Origin of the sequence: Arthrobacter tumbae (genome assembly GCF_016907495.1) — a bacterium.
Classification (GTDB): Bacteria; Actinomycetota; Actinomycetes; order Actinomycetales; family Micrococcaceae; genus Arthrobacter_D; species Arthrobacter_D tumbae.
In genome coordinates this window covers 1,907,473-1,929,641 of record NZ_JAFBCC010000001.1, presented here as the reverse complement: position 1 = coordinate 1,929,641, position 22,169 = coordinate 1,907,473, and the positions used below count along the sequence as shown (strand labels likewise).

Annotated in this window: 23 protein-coding genes, 1 pseudogene and 1 riboswitch; of the genes and pseudogenes, 13 read left to right on the top strand and 11 right to left on the bottom strand. The window is 64.5% G+C overall.

The window, feature by feature from the left end; translation table 11 throughout:
- Positions 1-250: 250 nt before the first annotated feature.
- From JOD47_RS09335 to JOD47_RS09310, 6 genes and pseudogenes are all read left to right on the top strand, one after another.
- Complete coding sequence (locus tag JOD47_RS09335; protein ID WP_307836249.1) at positions 251-1,177, top strand: 3-methyladenine DNA glycosylase; 927 nt, start codon at positions 251-253, stop codon at positions 1,175-1,177.
- A 52-nt stretch (positions 1,178-1,229) separates the two neighbouring features.
- Positions 1,230-1,811 carry an SSI family serine proteinase inhibitor gene (locus JOD47_RS09330; protein WP_204533783.1) on the top strand — a complete coding sequence of 194 codons (582 nt, stop codon included), beginning with the start codon at positions 1,230-1,232 and terminating at the stop codon, positions 1,809-1,811.
- A gap of 172 nt (positions 1,812-1,983) precedes the next feature.
- The gene (gene purS, locus JOD47_RS09325; RefSeq protein ID WP_204533782.1) at positions 1,984-2,241 is read left to right on the top strand and encodes a phosphoribosylformylglycinamidine synthase subunit PurS; all 258 of its coding nucleotides are present in this window, start codon (positions 1,984-1,986) and stop codon (positions 2,239-2,241) included.
- Positions 2,238-3,014 carry a phosphoribosylformylglycinamidine synthase subunit PurQ gene (gene purQ / locus JOD47_RS09320; protein WP_204533781.1) on the top strand — a complete coding sequence of 259 codons (777 nt, stop codon included), beginning with the start codon at positions 2,238-2,240 and terminating at the stop codon, positions 3,012-3,014. Before purS ends, purQ begins: the two co-directional genes overlap by 4 nt.
- On the top strand, positions 3,011-5,299 hold the full coding sequence (purL, locus tag JOD47_RS09315; protein WP_204533780.1) for a phosphoribosylformylglycinamidine synthase subunit PurL: 2,289 nt from the start codon (positions 3,011-3,013) through the stop codon (positions 5,297-5,299). The genes purQ and purL overlap by 4 nt, the downstream gene beginning before the upstream one ends.
- Positions 5,300-5,509: 210 nt before the next feature.
- Positions 5,510-5,800: pseudogene (locus JOD47_RS09310) on the top strand (DUF1304 family protein); the annotation flags it as partial.
- On the opposite strand, the gene JOD47_RS09305 reads toward JOD47_RS09310, so the two are convergent.
- Positions 5,768-6,358 (bottom strand): DUF1990 domain-containing protein, encoded by a 591-nt coding sequence (locus tag JOD47_RS09305; RefSeq protein ID WP_204533778.1) that lies wholly within the window; start codon positions 6,356-6,358, stop codon positions 5,768-5,770. The pseudogene JOD47_RS09310 and the gene JOD47_RS09305 sit on opposite strands and share 33 nt — an antisense overlap.
- The gene (locus JOD47_RS09300) at positions 6,351-6,746 is read right to left on the bottom strand and encodes an MmcQ/YjbR family DNA-binding protein (protein ID WP_204533777.1); all 396 of its coding nucleotides are present in this window, start codon (positions 6,744-6,746) and stop codon (positions 6,351-6,353) included. The genes JOD47_RS09305 and JOD47_RS09300 overlap by 8 nt, the downstream gene beginning before the upstream one ends.
- A gap of 58 nt (positions 6,747-6,804) precedes the next feature.
- Between JOD47_RS09300 and JOD47_RS09295 the strand changes: the two genes are divergently transcribed.
- The gene (locus JOD47_RS09295) at positions 6,805-7,629 is read left to right on the top strand and encodes a DUF1206 domain-containing protein (RefSeq protein ID WP_204533775.1); all 825 of its coding nucleotides are present in this window, start codon (positions 6,805-6,807) and stop codon (positions 7,627-7,629) included.
- Between the two features lie 16 nt (positions 7,630-7,645).
- On the opposite strand, the gene JOD47_RS09290 is transcribed toward JOD47_RS09295, so the two are convergent.
- The 4 genes from JOD47_RS09290 to JOD47_RS09275 are packed head-to-tail and all read right to left on the bottom strand — an operon-like array spanning position 7,646 to position 10,866.
- Positions 7,646-8,062, bottom strand: a complete 417-nt coding sequence (locus JOD47_RS09290) for a CoA-binding protein (protein ID WP_204533774.1) — start codon at positions 8,060-8,062, stop codon at positions 7,646-7,648.
- Between the two features lie 13 nt (positions 8,063-8,075).
- Positions 8,076-9,074 (bottom strand): GlxA family transcriptional regulator, encoded by a 999-nt coding sequence (locus JOD47_RS09285; RefSeq protein ID WP_204533773.1) that lies wholly within the window; start codon positions 9,072-9,074, stop codon positions 8,076-8,078.
- A gap of 47 nt (positions 9,075-9,121) precedes the next feature.
- Positions 9,122-9,901, bottom strand: a complete 780-nt coding sequence (locus JOD47_RS09280; protein ID WP_307836248.1) for an alpha/beta fold hydrolase — start codon at positions 9,899-9,901, stop codon at positions 9,122-9,124.
- 11 nt (positions 9,902-9,912) lie between these two features.
- Positions 9,913-10,866, bottom strand: coding sequence for an aldo/keto reductase (locus JOD47_RS09275; RefSeq protein ID WP_307836247.1), 954 nt, complete (start codon positions 10,864-10,866; stop codon positions 9,913-9,915).
- Positions 10,867-11,828: 962 nt separating this feature from the next.
- On the opposite strand from JOD47_RS09275, the gene JOD47_RS09270 reads away from it, so the two are divergent.
- A complete protein-coding gene (locus tag JOD47_RS09270; protein WP_204533772.1) occupies positions 11,829-12,875 on the top strand; it encodes a D-2-hydroxyacid dehydrogenase in 1,047 nt (348 codons plus the stop codon).
- A gap of 24 nt (positions 12,876-12,899) precedes the next feature.
- On the opposite strand, the gene corA is transcribed toward JOD47_RS09270, so the two are convergent.
- From corA to JOD47_RS09250, 4 genes are all read right to left on the bottom strand, one after another.
- Positions 12,900-13,916, bottom strand: coding sequence for a magnesium/cobalt transporter CorA (gene corA, locus JOD47_RS09265; RefSeq protein WP_204533771.1), 1,017 nt, complete (start codon positions 13,914-13,916; stop codon positions 12,900-12,902).
- Between the two features lie 114 nt (positions 13,917-14,030).
- Complete coding sequence (locus tag JOD47_RS09260; RefSeq protein WP_204533770.1) at positions 14,031-14,303, bottom strand: helix-turn-helix domain-containing protein; 273 nt, start codon at positions 14,301-14,303, stop codon at positions 14,031-14,033.
- Positions 14,303-14,794 (bottom strand): DUF2975 domain-containing protein, encoded by a 492-nt coding sequence (locus JOD47_RS09255; protein ID WP_204533769.1) that lies wholly within the window; start codon positions 14,792-14,794, stop codon positions 14,303-14,305. Before JOD47_RS09255 ends, JOD47_RS09260 begins: the two co-directional genes overlap by 1 nt.
- 163 nt (positions 14,795-14,957) lie before the next feature.
- Complete coding sequence (locus JOD47_RS09250; RefSeq protein ID WP_307836246.1) at positions 14,958-15,596, bottom strand: nucleoside/nucleotide kinase family protein; 639 nt, start codon at positions 15,594-15,596, stop codon at positions 14,958-14,960.
- A gap of 59 nt (positions 15,597-15,655) precedes the next feature.
- Between JOD47_RS09250 and JOD47_RS09245 the strand changes: the two genes are divergently transcribed.
- Positions 15,656-16,324 carry a ThuA domain-containing protein gene (locus JOD47_RS09245; protein WP_204533768.1) on the top strand — a complete coding sequence of 223 codons (669 nt, stop codon included), beginning with the start codon at positions 15,656-15,658 and terminating at the stop codon, positions 16,322-16,324.
- Here JOD47_RS09245 and map read toward each other — a convergent pair.
- Positions 16,321-17,097, bottom strand: a complete 777-nt coding sequence (gene map / locus JOD47_RS09240; RefSeq protein WP_204533766.1) for a type I methionyl aminopeptidase — start codon at positions 17,095-17,097, stop codon at positions 16,321-16,323. The genes JOD47_RS09245 and map overlap by 4 nt on opposite strands.
- A gap of 96 nt (positions 17,098-17,193) precedes the next feature.
- A riboswitch (SAM riboswitch) is annotated at positions 17,194-17,291 on the top strand.
- Between the two features lie 5 nt (positions 17,292-17,296).
- Here map and JOD47_RS09235 point away from each other — a divergent pair.
- The 4 genes from JOD47_RS09235 to acs all read left to right on the top strand — a co-directional run bounded on the left by JOD47_RS09235 (position 17,297) and on the right by acs (position 22,113).
- Positions 17,297-18,121 (top strand): ABC transporter ATP-binding protein, encoded by an 825-nt coding sequence (locus tag JOD47_RS09235; protein ID WP_204533764.1) that lies wholly within the window; start codon positions 17,297-17,299, stop codon positions 18,119-18,121.
- 127 nt (positions 18,122-18,248) lie between these two features.
- The gene (locus tag JOD47_RS09230; RefSeq protein ID WP_204533762.1) at positions 18,249-19,277 is read left to right on the top strand and encodes an aliphatic sulfonate ABC transporter substrate-binding protein; all 1,029 of its coding nucleotides are present in this window, start codon (positions 18,249-18,251) and stop codon (positions 19,275-19,277) included.
- Positions 19,277-20,188 (top strand): ABC transporter permease, encoded by a 912-nt coding sequence (locus JOD47_RS09225; RefSeq protein WP_204533759.1) that lies wholly within the window; start codon positions 19,277-19,279, stop codon positions 20,186-20,188. The genes JOD47_RS09230 and JOD47_RS09225 overlap by 1 nt, the downstream gene beginning before the upstream one ends.
- Complete coding sequence (gene acs / locus JOD47_RS09220; RefSeq protein WP_204533757.1) at positions 20,179-22,113, top strand: acetate--CoA ligase; 1,935 nt, start codon at positions 20,179-20,181, stop codon at positions 22,111-22,113. The genes JOD47_RS09225 and acs overlap by 10 nt, the downstream gene beginning before the upstream one ends.
- Positions 22,114-22,169: the final 56 nt, after the last annotated feature.

Here is a 22,169-nt window from a genome sequence, read left to right as displayed (position 1 = left end):
TCATCGAGAACGCGCCCGGACCTGCCGGGCTGAAAGCAGCTGGTGTGGGGCTGTGCCCTGAGTCACAACCGAGCCTCACATAGGCTACCCCCGAGTAACGTCCTCTGGTCGCCATCCTGAGCAGAACCTGCCGGTAAACAGAGACTTCGAGCAAAATCGGGATTTCATAACGTTCGTTCATTCACTTCGGTCAGCAGGAATGATATAGAACCGTTGCTTGAGGACATCAGGTGATAATGGGAGGGTGCCTGTGACTGTCCTTGCCCCGGATGAGTGGGAGCCCCGTGCGCTCGCCCACGCCGAGCGCGCACGCGCCTACACGGAGCCGTACCTGCGTCGCCGCGCGCAGCAGCGCAAGCACCCGGTGGAGGATTTCCTCTTCACCTACTACACCCAGAAGCCCGCCCAGCTGCTGCGGTGGCATCCGGGAGCGCATACGGTCCTGACCGGACCGGCCGCCGTCGAACGCGCCGGCTGGAAGTTCTACCGCACACTCACGGTCGAGGAGCGGCAGCAGCTGGAACTGAACGACGACGACGGCGCAGTCACCGTGGATCTCGCCGCTTTCCTGGATGCGCGGCGCGAGGCGGTGAACTTCGCGGGGATCATCCTGTCCGGAACGGCTGCCCGACCTGCGCAGCTTGGCTGTTTCGGACTGCATGAGTGGGCCATGGCGTACAAGTCGGAGGACAACTCGATCCGGCACGAGTACCTGGACCTCCGGCTTGGTTCCACCGGGACGGACGCGGTGGTCGAGGCGAACCGCATCCGGTGTACCCACTTCGACGCCTTCCGCTTCTACGCACCTCAGGCGGTTTCGCTGAACGAACTTCAGCCGACCCGCACAACGCAGCGGACCCTCGAACAGCCCGGCTGCCTGCACGCGAACATGGACCTCTACAAGTGGGCCTACAAGCTGGTGCCTGCGCTTCCGAGCGAGCTCGTGATGGACTGCTTCGAACTCGCCTGGCGGATCCGCATCATGGATATGAAGGCATCTCCCTACGATCTCGCCGAGTGGGGCTACTCTCCGATCGCCATCGAAACGGCTGCGGGTCGGGCAGACTATGTGCGGGCGCAACGTGAGTTCTCGGCTGAATCCCAGCTAAAGCGTGCACAGTTAAGCGAGTACATCAATCAACTTCAGCCGGGGTTCCAACCCGGCGTCGGGCGCTGAGCGCGGGGCCAACCTGCCGACAGGTGCATCGAGGGTAACAAGGAGGTTTCCCATGGGACTGGCACACGGCACTGCCGTCAGGATTGCCTGCGCCCTCACCGCGACTGCGCTTTCGGCGGTCGTGGCAGGATGCGGCGCAGCTGGTGTTCCCGGTACCGAACTGACCGCCGCCCCTCCCACGTCGACCAGCACCGAATCAGTGGAACCGTCCTCGTCGCCAACAGCCACGGAGAGCAGCATGCCAGCAGATTCACCAAAGCCCACACCCAGCCTGCCGTCGGATCCTGACGCTGTCGGTACCGCCATGCTGGCCATCAGCATCAAGCCCACCCCCGAGTCGCAGCCAACCGAGTACTTACTCGAATGCACTCCGGACGGCATCGGCGAAACCACTACGGTGCCCAACCCGGAGGCCGCGTGTGCGGCAGTCAAACGCCTGGGCGCTGCCTTCTTCAACGCGCAGCCGGATCCCAACCAGATGTGCACCCAGCAGTACGGCGGCCCGCAGACGGCAACCGTCAAGGGCACCGTCGACGGACACCGCGTCTATGCGTCCTTTGCTGCCACTGACGGGTGTGAGATTGCCCGGTGGAATGCCCTCGAAACGATTCTCGGCGCTGCCGGCGCACAGTAGTCCCGGGCTGACGGGCCCGAGTTCCGGCCCGGTAGGTTCGGCCGGTAGAATGGGCTGGCAAGCTCGCGGAGCGCTGGAACAGGCTGTGGACCTCCAAGCGTGAGACGGCACCCGTCGGGCATCTGCATTTAACCGCATTTTCGCAGTGCCCACACTTCACAGGAGTTGCCGGATGCCCCGGATCGTTGTTGACGTCATGCCCAAACCTGAAATCCTCGATCCGCAGGGCAAGGCCATAGCCGGCGCCCTTCCCCGTCTCGGGTTCACCGGCTTCGCTGAAGTGCGGCAGGGAAAGCGGTTCGAGTTGACCGTTGAAGGCGATGTTACGGAAGAAGTACTGGAAGCCGCCCGCAACGCCGCGGCTACCCTGCTTTCAAATCCCGTGATCGAGGACGTGACGCGCGTCGAGGTCATCGAGGACGCACAGTGACCGTCGAAACTCCGCTGATCGGGCATTCGAATGCCGAGGTCGTGGATTCAGGACTTTCCGGCGTCCGCGTCGGCGTTGTCACCTTCCCCGGTTCGCTCGATGATCGCGATGCCCTCCGGGCAGTCCGCCTCGCAGGAGGCACCGGCGTCGCGCTGTGGCACGGCGACCATGACCTCAAGGATGTCGACGCCGTCATCATCCCCGGCGGTTTCTCCTACGGTGACTACCTGCGCGCAGGCGCAATTTCGCGTTTCGCCCCGCTGATGGAGCAGATCACCGCGGCCGCCTCCGGCGGTTCGCTGCCCGTGCTGGGCATCTGCAACGGCTTCCAGGTGCTCACCGAAGCACACCTGCTGCCCGGATCCATGGTCAAGAACAACCACCTGCACTTCCTGTGCAAGGACCAGCGCCTGAAAGTGGAGAACAGCTCGACGGCGTGGACCTCGTCCTACGCCGAGGGCAGCGAGATCGTGGTTCCACTGAAGAACCAGGACGGCCAGTTCGTTGCCGACGAGCGCACCCTTGATGAGCTTGAGGGTGAGGGCCGCGTGGTCTTCCGCTACCTGGGCGGCAACCCCAACGGCTCACGCCGCGATATCGCCGGCATCACCAATGAGCACGGCAACGTCGTAGGCCTCATGCCCCACCCGGAGCACGCGGTGGAGGCGGGCTTCGGCCCTGACTCCTCCGCTCTCGGTGAGGTTGAGGTCCGCGGCGGCGTGGATGGACTCGGCATTTTCACCTCGGTACTGCAGAAGCTGGTTAACAAGTGACCACAGAGACAACCTCCAAGAAGTTCAATATCGACACGGTCGCGCATGCCGAGCAGACTCCTGAGCAGCCGCTCCCCTGGGCTGAACTGGGCCTGAAGGAGAACGAGTACCTGCGGGTCGTCGAGATTCTCGGGCGCCGGCCGACCGCTGCTGAACTGGCCATGTACTCGGTCATGTGGAGCGAGCACTGCTCCTACAAGTCCTCCAAGGTGCACCTGCGCCAGTTCGGCGACAAGGTCACCGAAGCCATGAAGGAGCACCTCCTCGTCGGGATCGGCGAGAACGCCGGCGTCGTCGATATCGGCGACGGCTGGGCGGTGACCTTCAAGGTCGAATCCCACAATCACCCCTCTTTCGTGGAGCCCTACCAGGGTGCGGCGACCGGCGTCGGCGGCATTGTCCGCGACATCATCTCGATGGGCGCCCGTCCTGTGGCGGTCATGGATCCGCTGCGGTTCGGAGCGATCGACCACCCGGACACGCCGCGACTGGTGCACGGCATCGTGTCCGGCATTGGCGGGTACGGTAACTCGCTCGGCCTGCCGAACATCGGCGGCGAGGTGGTGTTTGACTCCGTCTACCAGGGCAACCCGCTGGTCAATGCCCTCGCGGTAGGCGTGCTTCGCCACGAGGACATCCGGTTGGCCAACGCGTCCGGCGTCGGCAACCGCGTGGTGCTCTTCGGTGCGCGCACGGGCGGCGACGGCATCGGCGGCGCCTCGGTGCTGGCATCGGAGTCGTTCGATTCCTCCAAGCCGTCGAAGCGACCTGCCGTGCAGGTCGGCGACCCGTTTGCCGAGAAGGTGCTGATCGAGTGCTGCCTTGAGCTGTTCAAGGCCTCAGTAGTGGAGGGCATCCAGGACCTCGGCGCCGCCGGAATCTCCTGTGCCACCTCCGAGCTGGCCTCGAACGGTGACGGCGGCATGCACGTCGAACTCACCAGCGTGCTGCTCCGCGACCCCTCATTGACTCCCGGCGAGATCCTCATGTCGGAATCTCAGGAACGCATGATGGCCGTGGTCACTCCCGAAAACGTCGCCGCGTTCGAGGCCATCATGGACAAGTGGAACGTCGAATACTCCTGGCTGGGCGAGGTCACGGACACCGGACGGCTGATCATCGAGTGGGCCGGCGAGAAAATTGTCGACGTCGACCCCCGCACCGTTGCCCATGACGGCCCGGTCTACGAACGCCCGTACTCCCGCCCCGAGTGGCAGGACGGCGTGCAGGCAGACACCTTCAGCGCCGAGCCTCCTGCGGATCTTCGCAGTGCTGTGCTGGAACTCATGGCGTCGCCGAACATGTGCTCCAAGGACTGGATCACCAACCAGTACGACCGCTACGTGCAGGGCAACACCGCCCTGGCCATGCCGGATGATGCCGGCGTGGTCCGCGTCGACGAGGAAACCGGCCTCGGCATCGCGCTCTCTACTGACGCCAACGGCCGCTACTCCTATCTCAACCCTTACGACGGCGCCCGCCTGGCTCTCGCCGAGGCCTACCGCAACGTCGCTACCTCCGGTGCGAAGCCACTGGCGGTCACTGACTGCCTCAACTTCGGATCTCCCGAGGACCCCGAGGTCATGTGGCAGTTTGCCGAGTCGGTTCGCGGTCTCGCTGACGCCTGCCAGGAACTGGGCGTACCGGTGACGGGCGGCAACGTCTCGCTGTACAACCAGACCGGCGGCGTGGCCATTCACCCCACGCCGGTCGTTGGCGTGCTGGGCGTGTTCGACGACGTCGCCCGCCGTACCCCGTCCGGCTGGCGTGAGGACGGGCAGGCCATCTACCTGCTCGGCACCACCCGGAATGAGCTCGACGGGTCCGAGTGGGCCAACCTGCGCGGCCACCTCGGCGGGCAGCCCCCGGCACTGGATCTCGGCGCTGAAAAGACGCTCGCGGCGATCCTCATCAACTCCTCACGCGACGGCATGATCGATGCCGCACACGATCTCTCCGAGGGCGGGCTCGCCGCTGCGCTGTCCGAGGCCGCACTGCGCTTCGGTGTTGGCGCGCGGATCGCGATCGACGAGCTCTGCGAGCGCGACGGAATCGACGCGTTCACCGCGCTGTTCAGCGAGAGCCAGGCCCGCGCCGTCGTCTCCGTCCCCCGCTCGGAGGAAGTGCGGTTCAACGACATGTGCGCCGCACGGAATTTCCCGCGCACCCGGATCGGCGTTGTGGATGTCGAGAGCGAGGCACTCGACGTGCAGGGTCACTTCACCCTCCCGCTGACGGAACTGAGAGAAGCACACCAAGCCACGCTTCCGAAGCACTTCGCGTAAGCCTTCGGGCGAGGGCCGATATGGCAGGGCACCGGTGTGTTTCACGCCGGTGCTCTGCCATATCGTTACGTGTACTGTCCATGGGGAGAGCAGCCCAGCAGATAGGGTTGATCCATGACATTTCCGCTGTTCAGTGCGCTTTTCGCCATGATTGCGGGTCTGTTGCACGTATACATCTTTGTGCTCGAGAGTGTGCGTTGGCGCCACCCGTCCGCATGGCGAAAGTTCGGGATCGTCTCTCAGGAACACGCCGACATCATCCGCCCCATGGCGTTCAACCAGGGCTTCTATAACCTCTTCCTTGCTGCCGGTGTGATTGTGGGCCTGGCCCTGTCCGGCACCCTGGTCGGGTACGGCATGATCGTTCTCGCGCTGGCAGTGATGGTGCTCGCGGCCGTGGTGCTTGTGGTGACCAACCGGACGCTGTGGATTGCCGCGCTGGTGCAGGGTGCCCCTCCCCTGATCGCGCTACTGACCCTGCCGATGGTGCAGCAGGCCTGAAGCTGCTTCCCCTGGTTCCGCTGCCAGCTGGCGGGCAGCATTGAGGTACCAGCGGGTAGCGAGTTCCTGACAGAAGCGTGCAACGGGAGCACCGAGACGGTAGAACCAGTTCGCATGCCGGCTGTAGGCGTGCAGTTCAAAGAACACCGAGCCGTCCGCATCCAGCACGGCAACAAAACTCTCTTCGCCGGTCTCCGGATGACCCGGCAGGGTGGCGTAGGCAAAGCCGGCCCGACGGGCGCCGCCGCTCAGGCGGGCGCCGTCGTCGTCGTTGGTTGCGTTCACTTCCTCCACCCACACCACTTCGCACGGCGCATGGAGGCGAAGGTTGCCCGCTCCGAACCCCACCACCACGGTGCCTCCGACGGCGGCACGCGGCTCCGCCGTGATGCGCAGTTTGGAGCGGCGGTGGAGTTCGAAGGTGAGGATTCCCTCGGCCAACCGGCGGTACGCCGCTTCCCCGGTGCCCACACGGATACGGTGACGCATAGGCCGGAAGCCTGCCGGCCACGCGCCAGACTGCGTCCAGCCGATTGCTGTGTGGGTGATGTCAGGCATCGCTGCCCCGTGTCAGCCGGGACCAGCCGAGTGAGTCGCGGTCCTTCTTCGGGAGTGCTGCCACCACGAGGTCGTAGGAGTCCTCAATCATGTCGCGGAGCATGTCATCGGGAAGGGATCCGGTGCAGTCCACGCCGTTCCAATGGGTCTTGTTCATGTGCCAGGCTCCGGTGATCTCGGGGTGTGCAGCGCGCAGCTGTTCGGCGAGGTCAGGCTCGCACTTGAGGCTGATGGACAGGGCCGGTGATCCGAAGTCCGAGAGTGCGAACATCTTCGCCGGACCGCCCGGAGCGTGCACCTTGAAAACGGAGGCGTCCGGGCCGAACGGGAAGTCCTCGAACGTGCCGGGAAAGGCCAGACACGCCGCCCGAAGCTGTTCTGCATCCACGTAGTGAGCGTACAGCGAAGCGGTGACACACTAGAGGGACCACGATCAAGGAGTGCACATGGGAGAAGTGAGCCGACAGGCGCGGAAGGCTGCAGACGGAGCCGAAGACGCCTCCGATTCCAAGCCGTTCATCATCGCTGCCCGTGCAGGTTATATCGCGGCAGGCCTGCTGCACATCCTCATCGGCGTCATCGCCCTCGGAGTCGCGCGGGGAGGGTCAGGCAGCGCGGACCAGAACGGCGCGATGGCCTCCCTTGCCGGCACTCCAGGCGGTGGGATCCTGTTGTGGGTGTGTTTCATCGGCTGCGCTGCTCTGGCGCTGTTCCTGCTCAGCGAAGTGCTCTTTCCGCCGAAGCGTCTCAACAGCAAGGACAAGATCACCTACCGCCTGAAGAACGGCGGCAAGGCCGTCGTCTACGCTGCGATCGGTGTCGCGTTTGCACAATACGCAATGGGCGGAGGAGGCGGCGGTTCATCCACCCAGTCCACCAGCGCCGCCCTGATGGCAAACCCGGTTGGAGCGGCACTGCTCCTTGCAACCGGCGTCGGTATCCTCGCGGTTGGCGGGTACTTCGTCTACAGCGGCGTCACGCAGAAGTTCGAGGAGAATCTGTCGGGCAAGCCCTCCGGTTCGGCTGGCAAGGCCGTCACCATACTGGGCACCGTAGGTTACGTGGCCAAGGGGATCGCCCTGGGAGTGCTGGGTATCCTTCTGGTCATCGCAACGGTGCGGAACAATCCGGAGGAGTCCACGGGGCTGGACGGCGCACTGAAATCACTTCAGGAGCAGCCCTTCGGGGTGTGGATCCTCGGTGCCGTTGCGCTGGGGCTGATTGCCTATGGCGTCTTCATGATTGTGCGGTCCCGCTACCAGCGCATGTGACGCTGGGTCTTCCTGCTTACAGCCCCAGCTTCGGCGCCTCGATGGCGGGGCAGGTGTTCATGACAACCTCCAGTCCGGCATCCGCCGCACGCTGGGCTGCCGCCTCGTCGATCACTCCGAGCTGCAACCAGACCGCCTTGGCGCCCACTGCGATCGCATCATCGACTACTGCGCCCACCCGTTGGCTGTTCACGAAGCAGTCGACGACGTCGATCTCCCCCGGCACGTCGGCCAACCGCTTGTAGCCGGTGCGGCCATAGACGTCGTCGCCTTTCAGGCTGACCGGAACAACGTCCATTCCGAGTTGGTCGATCAAAAAGCGCGAAACCCCCATTGCGGCCCGCCGCGGATTGTTCGAAAGCCCGACGACGGCCCAGCGCGCAGGGGTGGTCAGGAGCCGCTTGATGGTGGCTGGATCATTGGAGTGTGGCATGAGGGGCTCCTTCTCAGGCGGGCTGCAGGTTACGGGCGTCAGGATTCTGCGCAGGCGCCGGATGCCCGCGGAATGTTCTCCGATAAGCGGCCGGTGACGTGCCAAGTGCACGCTGGAAGTGATGGCGCAGGAGTACCGCCTGCCCGAAGCCGGTCTCGCGGGCGATGGTTTCGATCCCGAGGTCGGATTCCTCCAGCAGGGTCTGCGCGCGAAGGATCCGTTGCGCTGTGAGCCAGGCCGCCGGCGTCGTGCCCGTTTCCGCCTTGAAGCGTCGTGCGAAGGTTCGTTCCGACATGTGGGCGCGGGCCGCGAGGGCGCTGACGGAGTGTTCCTCGTCGAGGTGTTCGTCCATCCAGACGAGGATGTCCTCGAGGGTGTCGCACTGTGCCACGGAGATGGGACGGTCGATGTACTGGGCCTGCCCGCCGGCGCGGTGGGGCGGGACCACCATGGAACGGGCGATGCTCGTGGCCGCGGCGGCTCCCAGTTCGGTGCGCACCAGGTGTAGGCAGGCGTCGATTCCCGCGGCTGTTCCGGCGCTGGTGATGATGGTGCCGTCCTGGACGTAGAGCACATTTTCGTCAACGTGGATCTCCGGGTATTGCTCGGCCAGCCGATGGGCGTGGAGCCAGTGCGTGGTTGCCCGGCGGCCGTTGAGGAGTCCCGCTTCCGCCAACGCGAAGGCTCCGCTGCAGACCGACAGGACCCAGGCTCCGCGCTGGTGGGCCGCCTGAAGGGCCGCGTGCACTTCCTGTTGTCCCGGTGCATCGATTCCGAACGGCGGCATGATCACCAGATCCGCTGTTTCGAGAGCTGCGAGGTCCTGCTCCACGGAAATGGAGAAACCCAGGCCCGTGGGAACGAGGCCAGGTGAGGGCGTGCAGATCGAGAAGTCGAAGGCCGGTATGCCCACGCCGCGCGTGGAGCGGTCAACACCGAACACCTCGCACGCGACCCCGAACTCGAAGGGCGTCACTCCCGGAAGCGCGACGACGACGACTTTCTTCAGCATGCACCCAGTGTGGCAGGTTTACGGCCGATAGTTAAGATCCAGCCACGCTAGAGATGCGGTGCCTTGCGGGCGACGAACCGTCGGATCCAATCGACCGTTTCGGGGTGGTCGAGGTGGAAGCCGTGCCGTCCATTCACGATCTTGACCAGCATGGAGTGCGGAATGAGTTCACGAAGGGCCAGCGCGTTGTCCAGCGGGGTGAGCGGATCGTTCGTGCCATGAAGGATGAGCGTCGGCGCCTGAACGGAGCCCAGGAGGTTCCGCGCGTCGTGCTCTGTGCTTGCACGGAAGTGCCGGCGTTTGGCCTGCTTCGATGCGCGTGACGTGAAGAAGGTCCGCACGGCCGAGCTGTGCGCGGCTGCCCAGTCCGCGTCGAAGAAGAGCGGTTCAAGCTGGGCTGGGTCTCCGCTGGTGAGCGCCCGGGTGGCATCGGGATCACGGTTCTTCCCAAGGAATCCGCCCGCGGAGGTGGCTGCGAGAATGAGGGCGCCCACCCGGTCCGGATGGTCGATCGCGAGCCACTGCGCAACGCGGCCGCCCATCGAGTGCCCATAAATGTGTGCCCGTTCCACACCGGCGGCGTCGAGGATGGCCAGGGCATCGGCGGCGAAGTCCCTGGTTCTGAGGTGTCCGGTGGGGCCGTCGTCGCTTGTGCCGACCCCTCGATGGTCAAAGCGGATGACCTGGAATGTCTCGGCCAGGCTGGGAACGATCGGTTCCCAGCCTGTCAGCGCCGTGGCCTGGCCGGCAATGAGCAGCAGCGGACTTCCGGAGCCGTCCGACCGCCAAGCCAGACGGGTGCCATCCGCTGTAGCCGCGAAGTTCACGGGCCGACAGGTCAGTCGGTGATGTTCGACGGCGGTGTGCCCAGGTTGTCCAAATCCTCCCAGAACGACGGCGGCACTTCCGTTTGCCGCGCTTGTTCGAGCTGGTCGATGCGCTTCGCTGATGAGATGCCGACGATGGTGGAGTCAACCAGAGGTGAGCGCAGGGAGAAGTGGAGTGCCGCCGTCGGGAGGTCGATTCCGTGTTCGGTACAGAGATTCTCGACCCGGGCAACCCATTCGAGTAGTTCCGGCGGCGAATCGGTGTAGGCGTAGGTGGCACCGCTGGCTGACCCGCGGGCGAGGAGTCCACCGCCGAAGGGGGCAGCGTTGAACACACCCATTCCCCGCTCCACTGCCTCTTCGATGAGCGGAAGTGCGCTTCGGTCAACCAGCGTGAACCGGTTGTGGGTGAGGAGGACGTCGAAGGCTCCGGTGGCGACGTACTGCCGCATCAGGCTGACTGTTCCTGCGGCGATGCCAATGGCATCGACCAGCCCCTCTTCCTTGAGTTCGAGCATTCCGGCGATTGCACCGCCCGGTGCTGCCGCCTCTTCGAAGGTGATGGAGTAGGGGTCATGCAGGTGCAGCAGTTGAAGCCGGTCCACGCCTAGCCGCTCGCAGCTCTCCTCGAAGGACTGCCGGACGCGGTCGCGGTCAAAGGAGCCGGTTTCGGGGTCCTGGTCAGCCTTGGTCACAACAAACCGGCCCTCGGCCGCGCCGCCGTTGGCCAGCGCCAGGCCCAGAACTGCCTCACTTCGGCCCTTTGCGTAGTTGTTGGAGGTGTCGATGAGTGCGTAGGGACCGTGCAGCATTCCCTGGGCAAGTTCGACGGCGGCCGCCTCATCACGGTCCCCGGAACTGGTTCCGGCGCCAAGTGATGAGGTGCCGAGCGTGATGGGACTCGTCACGAGGCCGGTACCGCCCAGCGGCCGGGGATCGACGGGGTGTTGGATCTGTTCAGGCACAGTGTCTCCGTTTCACGGGTCGAGGTGTTTGGCTGGGACTCTGCTTAGGAACTTACCGCGAGTTCGGTCCAAGTGGTTCGCCCAGCAGCGCGAGCTCGTATGCACACACCATTCGCGTGCTACTTATCGGGATTGACAAACCCACCTTTCGTCGCCTGCTAGGTTGAAAAGGTCGAGGACGTATGGGGAGGACGATGAATCGATTTCGGAGGACAGTAGCCGCGTGCGTGGTGGCTTTGGCGATGGGGCTGTCAGGATGTACTTCAAGTACGGGAGCGCCGGAGGGGGACGCGCTCCCCGCACTCGAGGCAGTAAGTGAGGATAATCCGTCCAGCCTCGAAGCCGTTTTTAGTAAATCGCCGCAGTCCATCGACGCGCCAGACATCCTCCGCGAAGCTATGCCGCAGTACCAGTGGGATGGAGCCCGAGCATTGGGTTCCATTGACGGGTTCGGTCTATGGGCGCTCCAGGGTAAGGAAGAGGTGTGCCTGTTTTTGGCACGGGGTTATGGTCCGGGCGGAGGATTTGTGTCTGCTCAGAGTTGCTCCTCAAAAGCAAGCTTTGAGTTGGGCGGCATCAAACAAGCCGCCACTCTAGACGGCAATCACCTAGAGATCTGGTTAGTCCCTGACGGCTACCCACAAGCCGCGGATGAGCGGGATCGGCCGTCGCAGAATGTCTTGGTGCGTCGCTAGCATTAGTCATCACGATGGAATAACTATGGCCTGGACTAAGCAACTCGGGGGTTCCGTTAGATCGCGGCCGCTCTTAGATTCGAATTGTGCTCGCGCTCGGCGGGCGCAAAATCGATATGGCCATTCTTGGGGGAAAAACAATGGCCATCGCATAGGAGCCGAGCCCATCTATTTCGTGGAACTCGTCAAACGACAAGGACCCGGGTGAAGAATCTTTGTCGGTGAGGTCACATATGCTTCCGTAAGAACCCCGTCGACTGGAGAACCGTGGCCGAGCTTCGCGTCTTTGTACCCACTCCCCTACCCGAACCGCTCTGCGAACTGATCGAAGAGCTGGAGCCGCGCATCGAGTTGGTCCGGGACCAGTCGCTGCTGCCTCCTCAGCTCTACGCGGGCGACCATCAGGGCGCCAGGGACTTCCGGCGGACGCTATCGCAACAGGCAAAATACGAGCGCCTCATTGACAGCGCGGAGGCCCTCTATGGCGTGCCCGGCCAATCGGGGCAGGAGTTGCGCCGCACTGCCCGCGCCAACCCGCACCTTCGGTGGGTCCACACCACTCCCGCAGGTGGCGGCAGCCAGGTGAAGGCGGCGCAGCTCACTCCCGACGAGCTTGAGCGCATCACGTTCACCACCTCAGGCGGCGTGCACGCCGAACCGCTGGCCGAGTTCGCAGTGTTCGGCGTCCTTGCCGGCGCGCAGGGCGTGCCCCAGTTACTGGAGGATCAGCGCAACCGCGTCTGGGGAGCACGGCGCCCGGTGCCGCTGGTGGCAAACCAGCGTGTCGCCGTCGTCGGGCTGGGCGGAATTGGACGCGCGGTGGCGCGCAAACTGGGTGCGCTGGGAGCCGACGTCGTGGGTGTGCATCGACGCGACGTCGACGCAGATGGTGTCTCGGGAATCGTCCCGCCGGAGCGCCTTGGCGCTCTTCTTCCGGACGTTGACGCCGTGGTGTTGTGCCTGCCCGCCACCGAATCGACCCGCCACATGCTCAGCCGCGAGCTGTTGGAACAGGTGAAGGAGGGCATCACCGTGGTCAACGTCGGCCGAGGTGTCACCGTGGATGAGGAAGCGCTCATCGGGGCGCTCAGGGACGGGCGGGTCGGTTTTGCCGCGCTCGACGTTTTCGAACAGGAGCCGCTGCCGGCTGACAGCCCGCTGTGGGGACTTCCGAACGTCTTGGTAAGCCCCCACAATGCAGGAACGTACGAGGAAGAGGAACGGAAGATCGCCGAGCTCTTTGCGGAGAATGCCCGGCGGCTCCTCGACGGCGAACCGCTCCTCAATGTTGTTGACACTGTGGAGTTCTACTAGGCGGGAGTCTGGCCCTGCGGGGTCCTACAGCCATTTCTTTCGTTTGAACGTCAGATACAGACCGACACCCATCAGCAGCATCAGCGCAAGCGCGAAGGGGTAGCCCAGCGGCCAGTCCAGCTCAGGCATGAAGTCGAAGTTCATCCCGTACACCGTGCCGACCAGCGTGGGCGCGAAGAGGATAGCTGCCCAGGAAGAAATCGCCTTGACCTCCTCGCTCTGCGCCAGGCTCGCTTCGGAGAGGTGCCGCATTTCCTCGTTCTGCCGTTGCGTCACGAGGCTCGCATGGACCGAGAGCGCGTTCTGCAGCAAGATCCGGAAGGAGTCGATCCGCTCGATGATGCGCAGCACGTGATCCTGCACGTCCCGCAGGCGGGGCTGCAGTTCCGAGTGCATGTCGTGCTTTTCGGAGTCCGCCAGGAGCGCATCGAGCATCGGCCGCAGCGGATGCGTGGCGCGCTGAAAGCCGATCACTTCGCGGGAGAGGTCATAGATGCGGCGTGCTACGTCAGGAGCGGAGCTGAACAGCTCGTCCTCGATCTCGTCGATGTCGTTCTCGAGACCCGCGACGACGGGCGCGTACTGGTCGACGACCTCGTCAAGGATTGCGTAGAGCACTGCCTGGGGTCCGAGTGCGAGTAATTCGGGCCGTGCTTCGAGTCGCGTTCTGACCTTCGCGAGGTTGGGCGATTCAGCCTGGCGGATCGTGACAATGAAATCGGGCCCGACGAAGACGTGCAGTTCCCCGAACTCCACCATTTCCTCGGCATCGAGATACCTGGCTGGCCGGAGGACCGCGAAGAGGGTTTCCCCGTAGCGTTCGAGCTTGGATCGCTGATGGCCGTGCATCGCATCCTCGACGGCGAGTTCATGCAGCGCGAACTCCTCCGCCACCCTCTGAATTTCAGCATCATCCGGCCGGTACAACCCAATCCAGGCCATTCCGCCGTGATCACGCTTGAGTTCAAACGTCTGGTCCAGATTCTCCGGGTTGGCGGTCCGTTGGCCGTCCACATACACGCCGTTGTCAACGATGGCCACCGTGCCGTCCTTACTCTTGTCCGCCGCACTCCGTCCGTCGGAAACGGGGCTTAGGCGAGTTTCTCACAGCATCGCTGGCCGCTGCGGCACCCCGCCCCGATCCGGCGGTTGCGGTCAGCGTGAGCCGTTTCCGCCGTCGTCGTTGTTGCCGTCTTTGCCGTCGTCGTTGCTGTCCGCGGAGCTTCCCCGCTCCCAGCGCAACACGTCTCCGGGCTGGCAGTCCAGAATCTCGCAGATTGCCTCCAGGGTGGTGAAGCGGACGGCTTTGGCGCGGCCGTTCTTTAGGACAGCCAGATTGGCCGGGGTGATGCCGATGCGTTCAGCCAGCACACCGACGGGCATTTTGCGTCTGGCCAGCATCACGTCGATGTCCACGATGATGGGCATCAGATGACCTCGTCGAGTTCGTCGCGCAGGTGTTTCGCTTCTGCGTCCCGCGCTACTGCCTGTGCCAGCAGCATCCGCAGGACCAGCACGATCAGCGCGACACCACCGATCAGGAGCGACGCACCGCAGGTGAGCAGGATGACCCCCGGAGCAATTTCGCCCGGGGCCAGCAGAACCGCAAGACCGAACACCAGGACCGACGCGGCGGCAATAGCGCCGAAGATGATGTCGACATACCGGAACGCTCCGTTGGAGAAGACTGTGCCGCTGCGCACCATGGCGAGCAACTTCCAGAGGCAGACGGCGCTCACCTGAACCGTCAGGATACCGAACACGACGATCGCGTTGAAAGTGATGCGCAACCCGGTAGGCACGCCCGACTCCTCAAGGTCCGTGGAGAGCAACGGCACCATCCAGAGCTGGATGAACAACGAGCCCGCAATGACCAGCGCGATGACGGCCTGCAACGCGAGGACGGCGAACTTTCCCATGTGGTTCTCCTTCGATTGATTTACGAGGAGAATATATCGATAAACAATAGGTGGTCAAGCTCGTCGCTGCCCTGACGCACCAGAAGTGCCGGTGATGTGCAGGATCGTGGTGACATCCCCACGATCCTGCCAATCCCCGGCACCTTTGTTGGACAGGGGCCGCCTACTCAACCCGAACCACCAGGTCCGCCCTGCTCTTCGTCGCCTCGATCAATCGGGCGTTCGACTCATCAACCCGCTCGACCCACTCCGCCGCCGCGGCGTGACTCTTTCCGAACAGGATGTGCCGCTGGGTCAGTCGTTCCAGCCGTCGCTCTTCGTCCTGCTCGCAGTACCAGACCTCGGTGCACTGAGCCCGAACTTCGCGCCAGCCGGGACGGTCAAGCAGCAGGTAGTTGCCCTCCGTGATGACGGTGCGCACCGACGGATACACGGGGATGACGCCGGCCATCGGCTGCTCAATGGTGCGCTCGAAACCCGGGGCATACACCGCAGAATCCCGCGGTTCCCTCAGTCGCTTCAAGAGAGCAGCGTAGCCGTACGCGTCGAAAGTCCCGGGCGCTCCCTTGCGCTCCAGAAGACCCAGGCGCGTCAGCTCCTGGTCGGACAGATGGAACCCGTCAAGCGGAATATGTGCAAAGCGCTGCTGCTCCGGGTCAGATTCGTCCCGGTTCAGCGAAGCCTTCAACTGCTCCGCCAAGGTCGTCTTGCCGACTCCCGGTGCGCCGACAATTCCAATAACAACGACGGACTGCCGCGCCGACATCCGCTCTATTCGATCAACCAGTTCCGGCAGGGTCACCGTGCCATCCTGACACGGTGCCCGGGCCGAGAGCGCCGTTCATGGGCAGAATGGTATCCATGACAACTGCACTCATCCTGAGCGGTACCGGCCGGTACGCGGATCCCTGGCACCCGTTCGCGGAGACTTCCGGCGCAGTCGCGGACCTGCTCCGCGGTCAAGGACTCACTACGGAAACAGCCGACGACGTCGACACCACCCTTGAGGGCTTCGGGGACTCCGCTGCCTGGCCGGATTTGCTGGTAGTGAATGTCGGCCTCCCGCGGGACGGCGGAACCTCCCCCGGTACGGATGCCGCCAGTGCCGGCTTGGACGCCTGGGTGGCCGGTGGCCGTCCGCTGCTCGCCCTGCACTCGAGCGCCACGAGCTTTGTCGATTCCGCGTCCTGGGAGGAAGCGCTCGGCGGACGATGGGTACGCGACGTTTCCATGCACCCGAAGTACGGCACAGCAAACATACTGCTCGAGGGCTCCTTCCCCGTCGGTATTCCGGACTTCACTGTCGACGACGAACGCTACAGTTGGCTGCGCACCTCACCGGACGTCGTCGTTCACGCCCGCCACGAACACGAAGGGCACCTGCACCCATTGATGTGGTCGCTGGAGCGACAGGTTGCAACCGGATCGGCACGAAGCTTCTATGACGCACTCGGCCACGACGCGGCGTCGTACTCTTCACCGGAGCACCGCGAACTGTTGAAGCGCGCGGTTGACTGGCTGCTTGGCTAGGTTCCTTTCGGCAGGGTGAGGATTTCCGCGCCGTCGTCGGTGATCGCGATGGTGTGCTCACTGTGCGCGGTCCGGCAGCCTGTAGCGCTACGGAGCGTCCACCCGTCGGCGTCCATAGCCAACGTTGCAGTGTCCGCCATGACCCACGGCTCCAGCGCCAGCAGAAGCCCCGGGCGCAGGACGTATCCCCTGCCGGGCCGTCCAGTGTTTGCCACGTGTGGGTCCTGGTGCATTGTCGACCCGACGCCATGACCCCCGAATTCCGTATTGATCGGATATCCCGCTGCACTGAGGACTGAACCGATGGCAGAGGAGATGTCGCCGATACGCGCGCCCGGTCTGGCGGCGGCAATCCCTGCAGCCAGTGCACGTTCGGTGGCATCGATCATCGCAACGCTCTCCGCCGGCTCTGACTCGCCAACGATGAAGCTGATAGCCGAGTCTGCGACGATTCCGCGCTGGGAGACGGCGAGGTCCAGGGAGAGCAGGTCGCCGTCGGCAAGCGAGTAGTCATGGGGCAGGCCGTGGAGCACGGCATCATTGACGGACGTGCAGATATAAGCGCCGAACGGCCCGCGCCCGAACGGCGGCTCATAGTCGACGTAGCAGGACACCCCGCCTGCCTCAGCGATCATCGCTTTGGTCCACTGGTTGATGTCCAACAGGTTTGTCCCGACCGTGCTGCGGCTCTTCACCGTCTGCAGGATGTTGGCGACCAACGCGCCCGCTTCCTTCGCCCTGGCCAACTCGCTCGGATTCAGAATTTCAATCATGTAGATGACCCTCTCACGCAGCCGATGTCCGGATGGACCACTGCTTTGTTACGACACATATTGCGCCGGCCCCAGGTAAAGGCGTTTAGTGGAATTCCACCATCCCGAGCGGCCGAGAGACCTGGATCGTTGACGCCGCAGCAACCCTTACCTGCTTGCAGGAGAACGGGTGCTACTGCCAGGAGCGATGGAGTCATACATGAGCACCGTTCTTCGAGCGCACCGTACCCAGGCCACTTCCACCGAGGGCAACCAGACACTGCCGCTGACTTTCTCTTCGCTGACCCGAAGTTTCGGGAGCGGTAGCGAGCAGCACGTGGTGCTTCGCGACATCGACCTCGAGGTTGCAGCAGGTGAGGTTCTCGCCATTGTGGGCGCCAGCGGTTGCGGGAAATCGACCCTCCTGCGAGCCGCGGCAGGGTTGGACGCACCCACCAGCGGCGCAGTACTCATCGACGGCACTGCGGTCGACGGGATCGACCCCCGCTGTGCCGTCGCCTTCCAGGAACCCCGTCTCCTCCCCTGGCTCTCGCTGCGGGACAACATCGCAATCGGTCTGCCGAAAGGAACCAGCTCGGCGGCAGGCAAGGCCAAGGTGGAAGAGCTCCTTGGCCTCGTGGAACTGGGCGGCTTCGCCGGTCACCGGCCCCGCGAAGTGTCCGGAGGCATGGCCCAGCGGGCATCGCTGGCGCGTGCACTGGCACGCAACCCGGGTGTCCTGCTCCTCGACGAACCCTTCGGCGCTCTCGATGCCCTGACGCGGCTGAAGATGCAGGACCTCCTGCTGCGTATCCACCAAACCACTCCGACCACGGTCCTGCTGGTCACCCACGATGTCGACGAAGCGCTACAACTCGCCGACCGGGTGATCGTCCTCGCCAAGGAACCGGACCTCCAGGGTGCAACCATCAGCCGCGTGCTGGAGGTTCCGGGTGACCGTCCGCGGGACCGCGGCTCAGCCGAACTTGCCGCGCTACGCAGTTCGCTGCTGAGCAGCCTCGGCGTCGACAGCCACCAGCACTAACCGCGCACCTGCGGTTAGTCCGCAGAGCCGCATCCCGGCGCGTGTGGCGCCCAAACGTGCCGCCACCGCGCCGATACCCCAGAACACAACGCATACCGTCCCCACGCATTCTCCGAAAAGGATCACCATGAAGAGCACAGCCCGTATCCAGATCGCCGCCACAGCCGCCATCGCGGCCCTGACCCTCAGCGGCTGCGTTGCCGGCGAGAACGCCGACGGGTCCGTCGGCGAAGCAGCAGCCCAGACCGGCGGAGAACTGACGGTCGACTTCGCCACCTACAACCCGCTCAGCCTCATCATCAAGGACCAGGGCTGGCTCGAGGCCGAGTTGGAGGACGAGGGCGTCACCGTCACCTGGGTCCAGTCCGCCGGTTCGAACAAGGCCAACGAACTGCTCCGCGCCGGTGAAGCTGATGTTGCCTCAACGGCCGGTTCGGCAGCGCTGATGGCCCGCGCCAACGGCTCACCCATCAAAACAATCGACATCTACTCCCAGCCCGAATGGTCCGCACTGGTCACAACGGCGGACACCGGCATCGAATCGGCCGAGGACCTTCGCGGCAAGTCCATCGCCGCCACCAAGGGCACCGACCCCTACTTCTTCCTGCTCCAGTCACTGGCCGAGCACAACGTTGACCCGAGCGAAGTGACCATCCAGAACATCCAGCATGCCGATGGCTGGGCCGCGCTCAACACCGGCTCGGTGGACGCCTGGTCCGGCCTGGACCCCATCATGGCCGCAGCCGAAGAGGACGGCGCCGAGCTGTTCTACCGCAACGTGGACTTCAACACGTACGGCTTCCTGAACGCCACCGAGTCCTTCCTCGAGGAAAGCCCGGAACTGGCACAGGCAGTGGTCAACGCCTATGAGAAGGCACGCCAGTGGGCTCAGGAAAACCCTGAGGAGACCGCGGCGATCCTCGCCGAAGTTGCGGGCATCGAAGAGTCCGTCGCAACCAAGGTCATCACCGAACGGTCCAACCTCGACGTCAACGGAACACCCGGCCAGGCCCAGTTGGACGTGCTCGAGGTGGTCGGCCCCATGTTCGTCGAGTCCGGTGACGTCGCCAGCCAGGAAAACATCGACGAAGCCCTCTCCACGCTTCTCGATGACACCTACGCAACCAACGCCGATCCGTCCGCTATTGGAGAGTAATGAGCAATCCCTACCTCACCGGTAACAGCACCGTGCCGGGCGGCGTCGGCACCGGCCCCGCTTCGGTTCTCTCGCCGAAGGGGACGAACTCCCCGAACGGGACAAACCAGAACGACGACGACGGCCAGGGCAGCGCACTTCCCCGCCGCAAGCCGCGAGGCAAGGCAGTCGCCAAGCTCGGACTGGGACTCATTGTCCCGCTGGCGCTGTTGGCTGCCTGGCAACTGGCCGCCGTCGTCGGTTTGATCAGTCCGGTCACCCTGCCTGCCCCTACCGCTGTCTTCGAGGCTGCCGTGGACCTGATCCAGCGCGGGGAACTGCGCATCCACATCGCCATTTCGACGCAACGCGTGGTCATCGGCTTCCTGATCGGCGCGATCGCCGGCCTCGCTGTCGGAGCGTTTGTCGGCCTGTCCCGGTGGGTGGACACCCTGTTCTCGCCGACCATCGGCGCCATCCGCGCCGTCCCGTCGCTGGCATGGGTTCCGCTGTTGATGCTCTGGGTGGGGATCGGTGAGGATTCGAAAGTCATCCTCATCTCCATCGGCGCTTTCTTCCCGGTGTTCACCACCGTTGCCATGGCGTTGCAGCACGTGGACAAAAACCTGGTCGAGGCAGGAAGGGCGTTCGGCCTGAACGGCCTGAGGCTGTTCACTACGGTGCAGCTGCCTGCGGTGGTCCCCTCGGTGATTTCCGGTCTGCGGCTGGCGCTCGCGCAGGCGTGGCTGTTCCTGGTGGCGGCTGAGCTCCTGGCGTCCTCGATGGGCCTCGGCTTCCTGCTGACCGATTCCCAGAACAACGGACGGGTGGACCGGCTGCTCCTGGCAATCGTGCTGCTGGCAATCCTCGGCAAGCTCACGGACGCGATTTTGGGTGTTTTCGAGAAGTGGGCTATCCGGAAATGGGCATAAGTGCCGTAGAACGCCCACCTCAAGCGGATCTTCGCACCGAGGAAGAGCGAATCGCTTTCTGGGAAGAACAGGCTCGCAGGCTCAGCTGGTCCTCAGAGTGGCATACGGCGCACACGTTTGAACCGGCACGGCCTCAACCCGACGGCGAGCTGTCGGTGCCGCGCATTGAGTGGTTCGCGGGCGGCACGCTGAATGCCGCGTACAACTGCGTGGACCGGCACGTCGCTGCAGGGTTGGGCAACAAACCCGCCCTGTTCTTCGAGGGCGAGCCCGGAGACCGGCGCACGGTCACCTACGCCGAGCTCCAGGACGAGGTCTGCCGGGCCGCTAACGCACTGACCGCCCTGGGAATCGGCAAGGGCGACCGCGTGGTCATCTACCTGCCCGTGCTGGTGGAGACCGTCGTCGTGACCCTGGCCTGCGCGCGGATCGGCGCTGTCCACTCGCTCGTCTTCGGCGGGTTCTCCGCCGAGGCGCTGCGGTTCCGGGTCGAGGACACGGGTGCCAAGCTGCTGGTGACCACCGACGGGCAGTACCGGCGCGGCACTGCGGTGCCGGTGAAGGACACCGTTGACGTCGCCGTCGATGGTGACAACGCGATCGAGCATGTGCTGGTGATCCGACGGACGGGCAGCGAGATTGAATGGCACGAGGGCCGCGACGTGTGGTGGCACGACGCCGTCGCCGCCGCCTCCTCCGTGCACGAGGCACAGGCGTTCGACGCCGAGACGCCGCTGTTCATCATGTACACCTCCGGCACCACGGGGAAGCCCAAGGGCCTGGTGCACACCACTGGCGGCTACCTGACGCAGGCGTCGTGGAGTTACGAGTTTCTCTTCAGTGACCCGGATCCGGCCAAACGAGGCGACGACGTCCACTGGTGCACCGCGGACCTCGCCTGGGTCACCGCCCACACCTACGAGATCTACGGTCCGCTATCGAACGGCGCCACCCAGGTGATCTTCGAGGGCACACCGAACACCCCGCATCCCGGGCGGCACTTCGAAATCATCGAGCGTTACGGCGTGACCAGTTACTACACGGCGCCCACGCTGATCCGCTCGCTGATGGGCTGGTTTCCCGACGGCGTTCCCTCCTCCTACGACCGCTCGTCCATCAAGGTCCTCGGCACGGTCGGCGAGGCCACTAATCCTGAGGCGTGGCGCTGGTTCCGCGAGAACGTCGGCTCCGGCACCGCGCCCGTCGTGGATACCTGGTGGCAGTCGGAAACCGGCGCGACCGTCCTCAGTCCACGCCCAACCGACGCCTCCTTCAAGCCGGGCTGCGCCTCTCGCGCCCTGCCCGGTGTGAGCACGCGCATCGTGAACGACGACGGCGGGCCAGTCAGTCCCGGCGAGCAGGGCCTGATCGTGGTGGACCGCCACGGTCCGGCGATGGCCCGGACGGTGTGGGGTAACCCGCAGCGCTACCTCGATTCCTACTGGCGCAAGTTCGCTGCGCAGGGCTGGTTCCTTGCCGGTGACGGCGCCAGATACGACGACGGCGGCGACACCTGGATCCTCGGCCGTGTGGACGACGTCATCAATGTCTCGGGCCATCGGCTCTCCACGATCGAGATTGAATCGGCGCTGGTGTCGCATCCGCGGGTAGTCGAGGCGGGCGTTTGCCCGGTGGCTGATGCGGTGACGGGGCATGCGATCGCTGCGTTCGTCGTCGTGCATGGCGGTGTCGGCACTCCGGCGTTCGAGCAGGAATTGAGGAACCACGTAGCCAAGGCAATCGGGCCGATTGCCAAGCCGCGCGCCGTCGTCGTCGTAAGTGACGTGCCCAAGACGCGCTCAGGCAAGATCATGCGGCGGCTGCTGACCCAGCTGTACGAGGGCACGCCGCTCGGTGACACCACCTCGCTGCAGAATGAAGGGTGCGTGCCGCGGATCGCGGACGTCCTCGCCGCCCGAAACTAACGGAACTTTTGCGCGCGTCCGGTGGGTTCGACGGTGGTTGAATCCACCGGACCTGC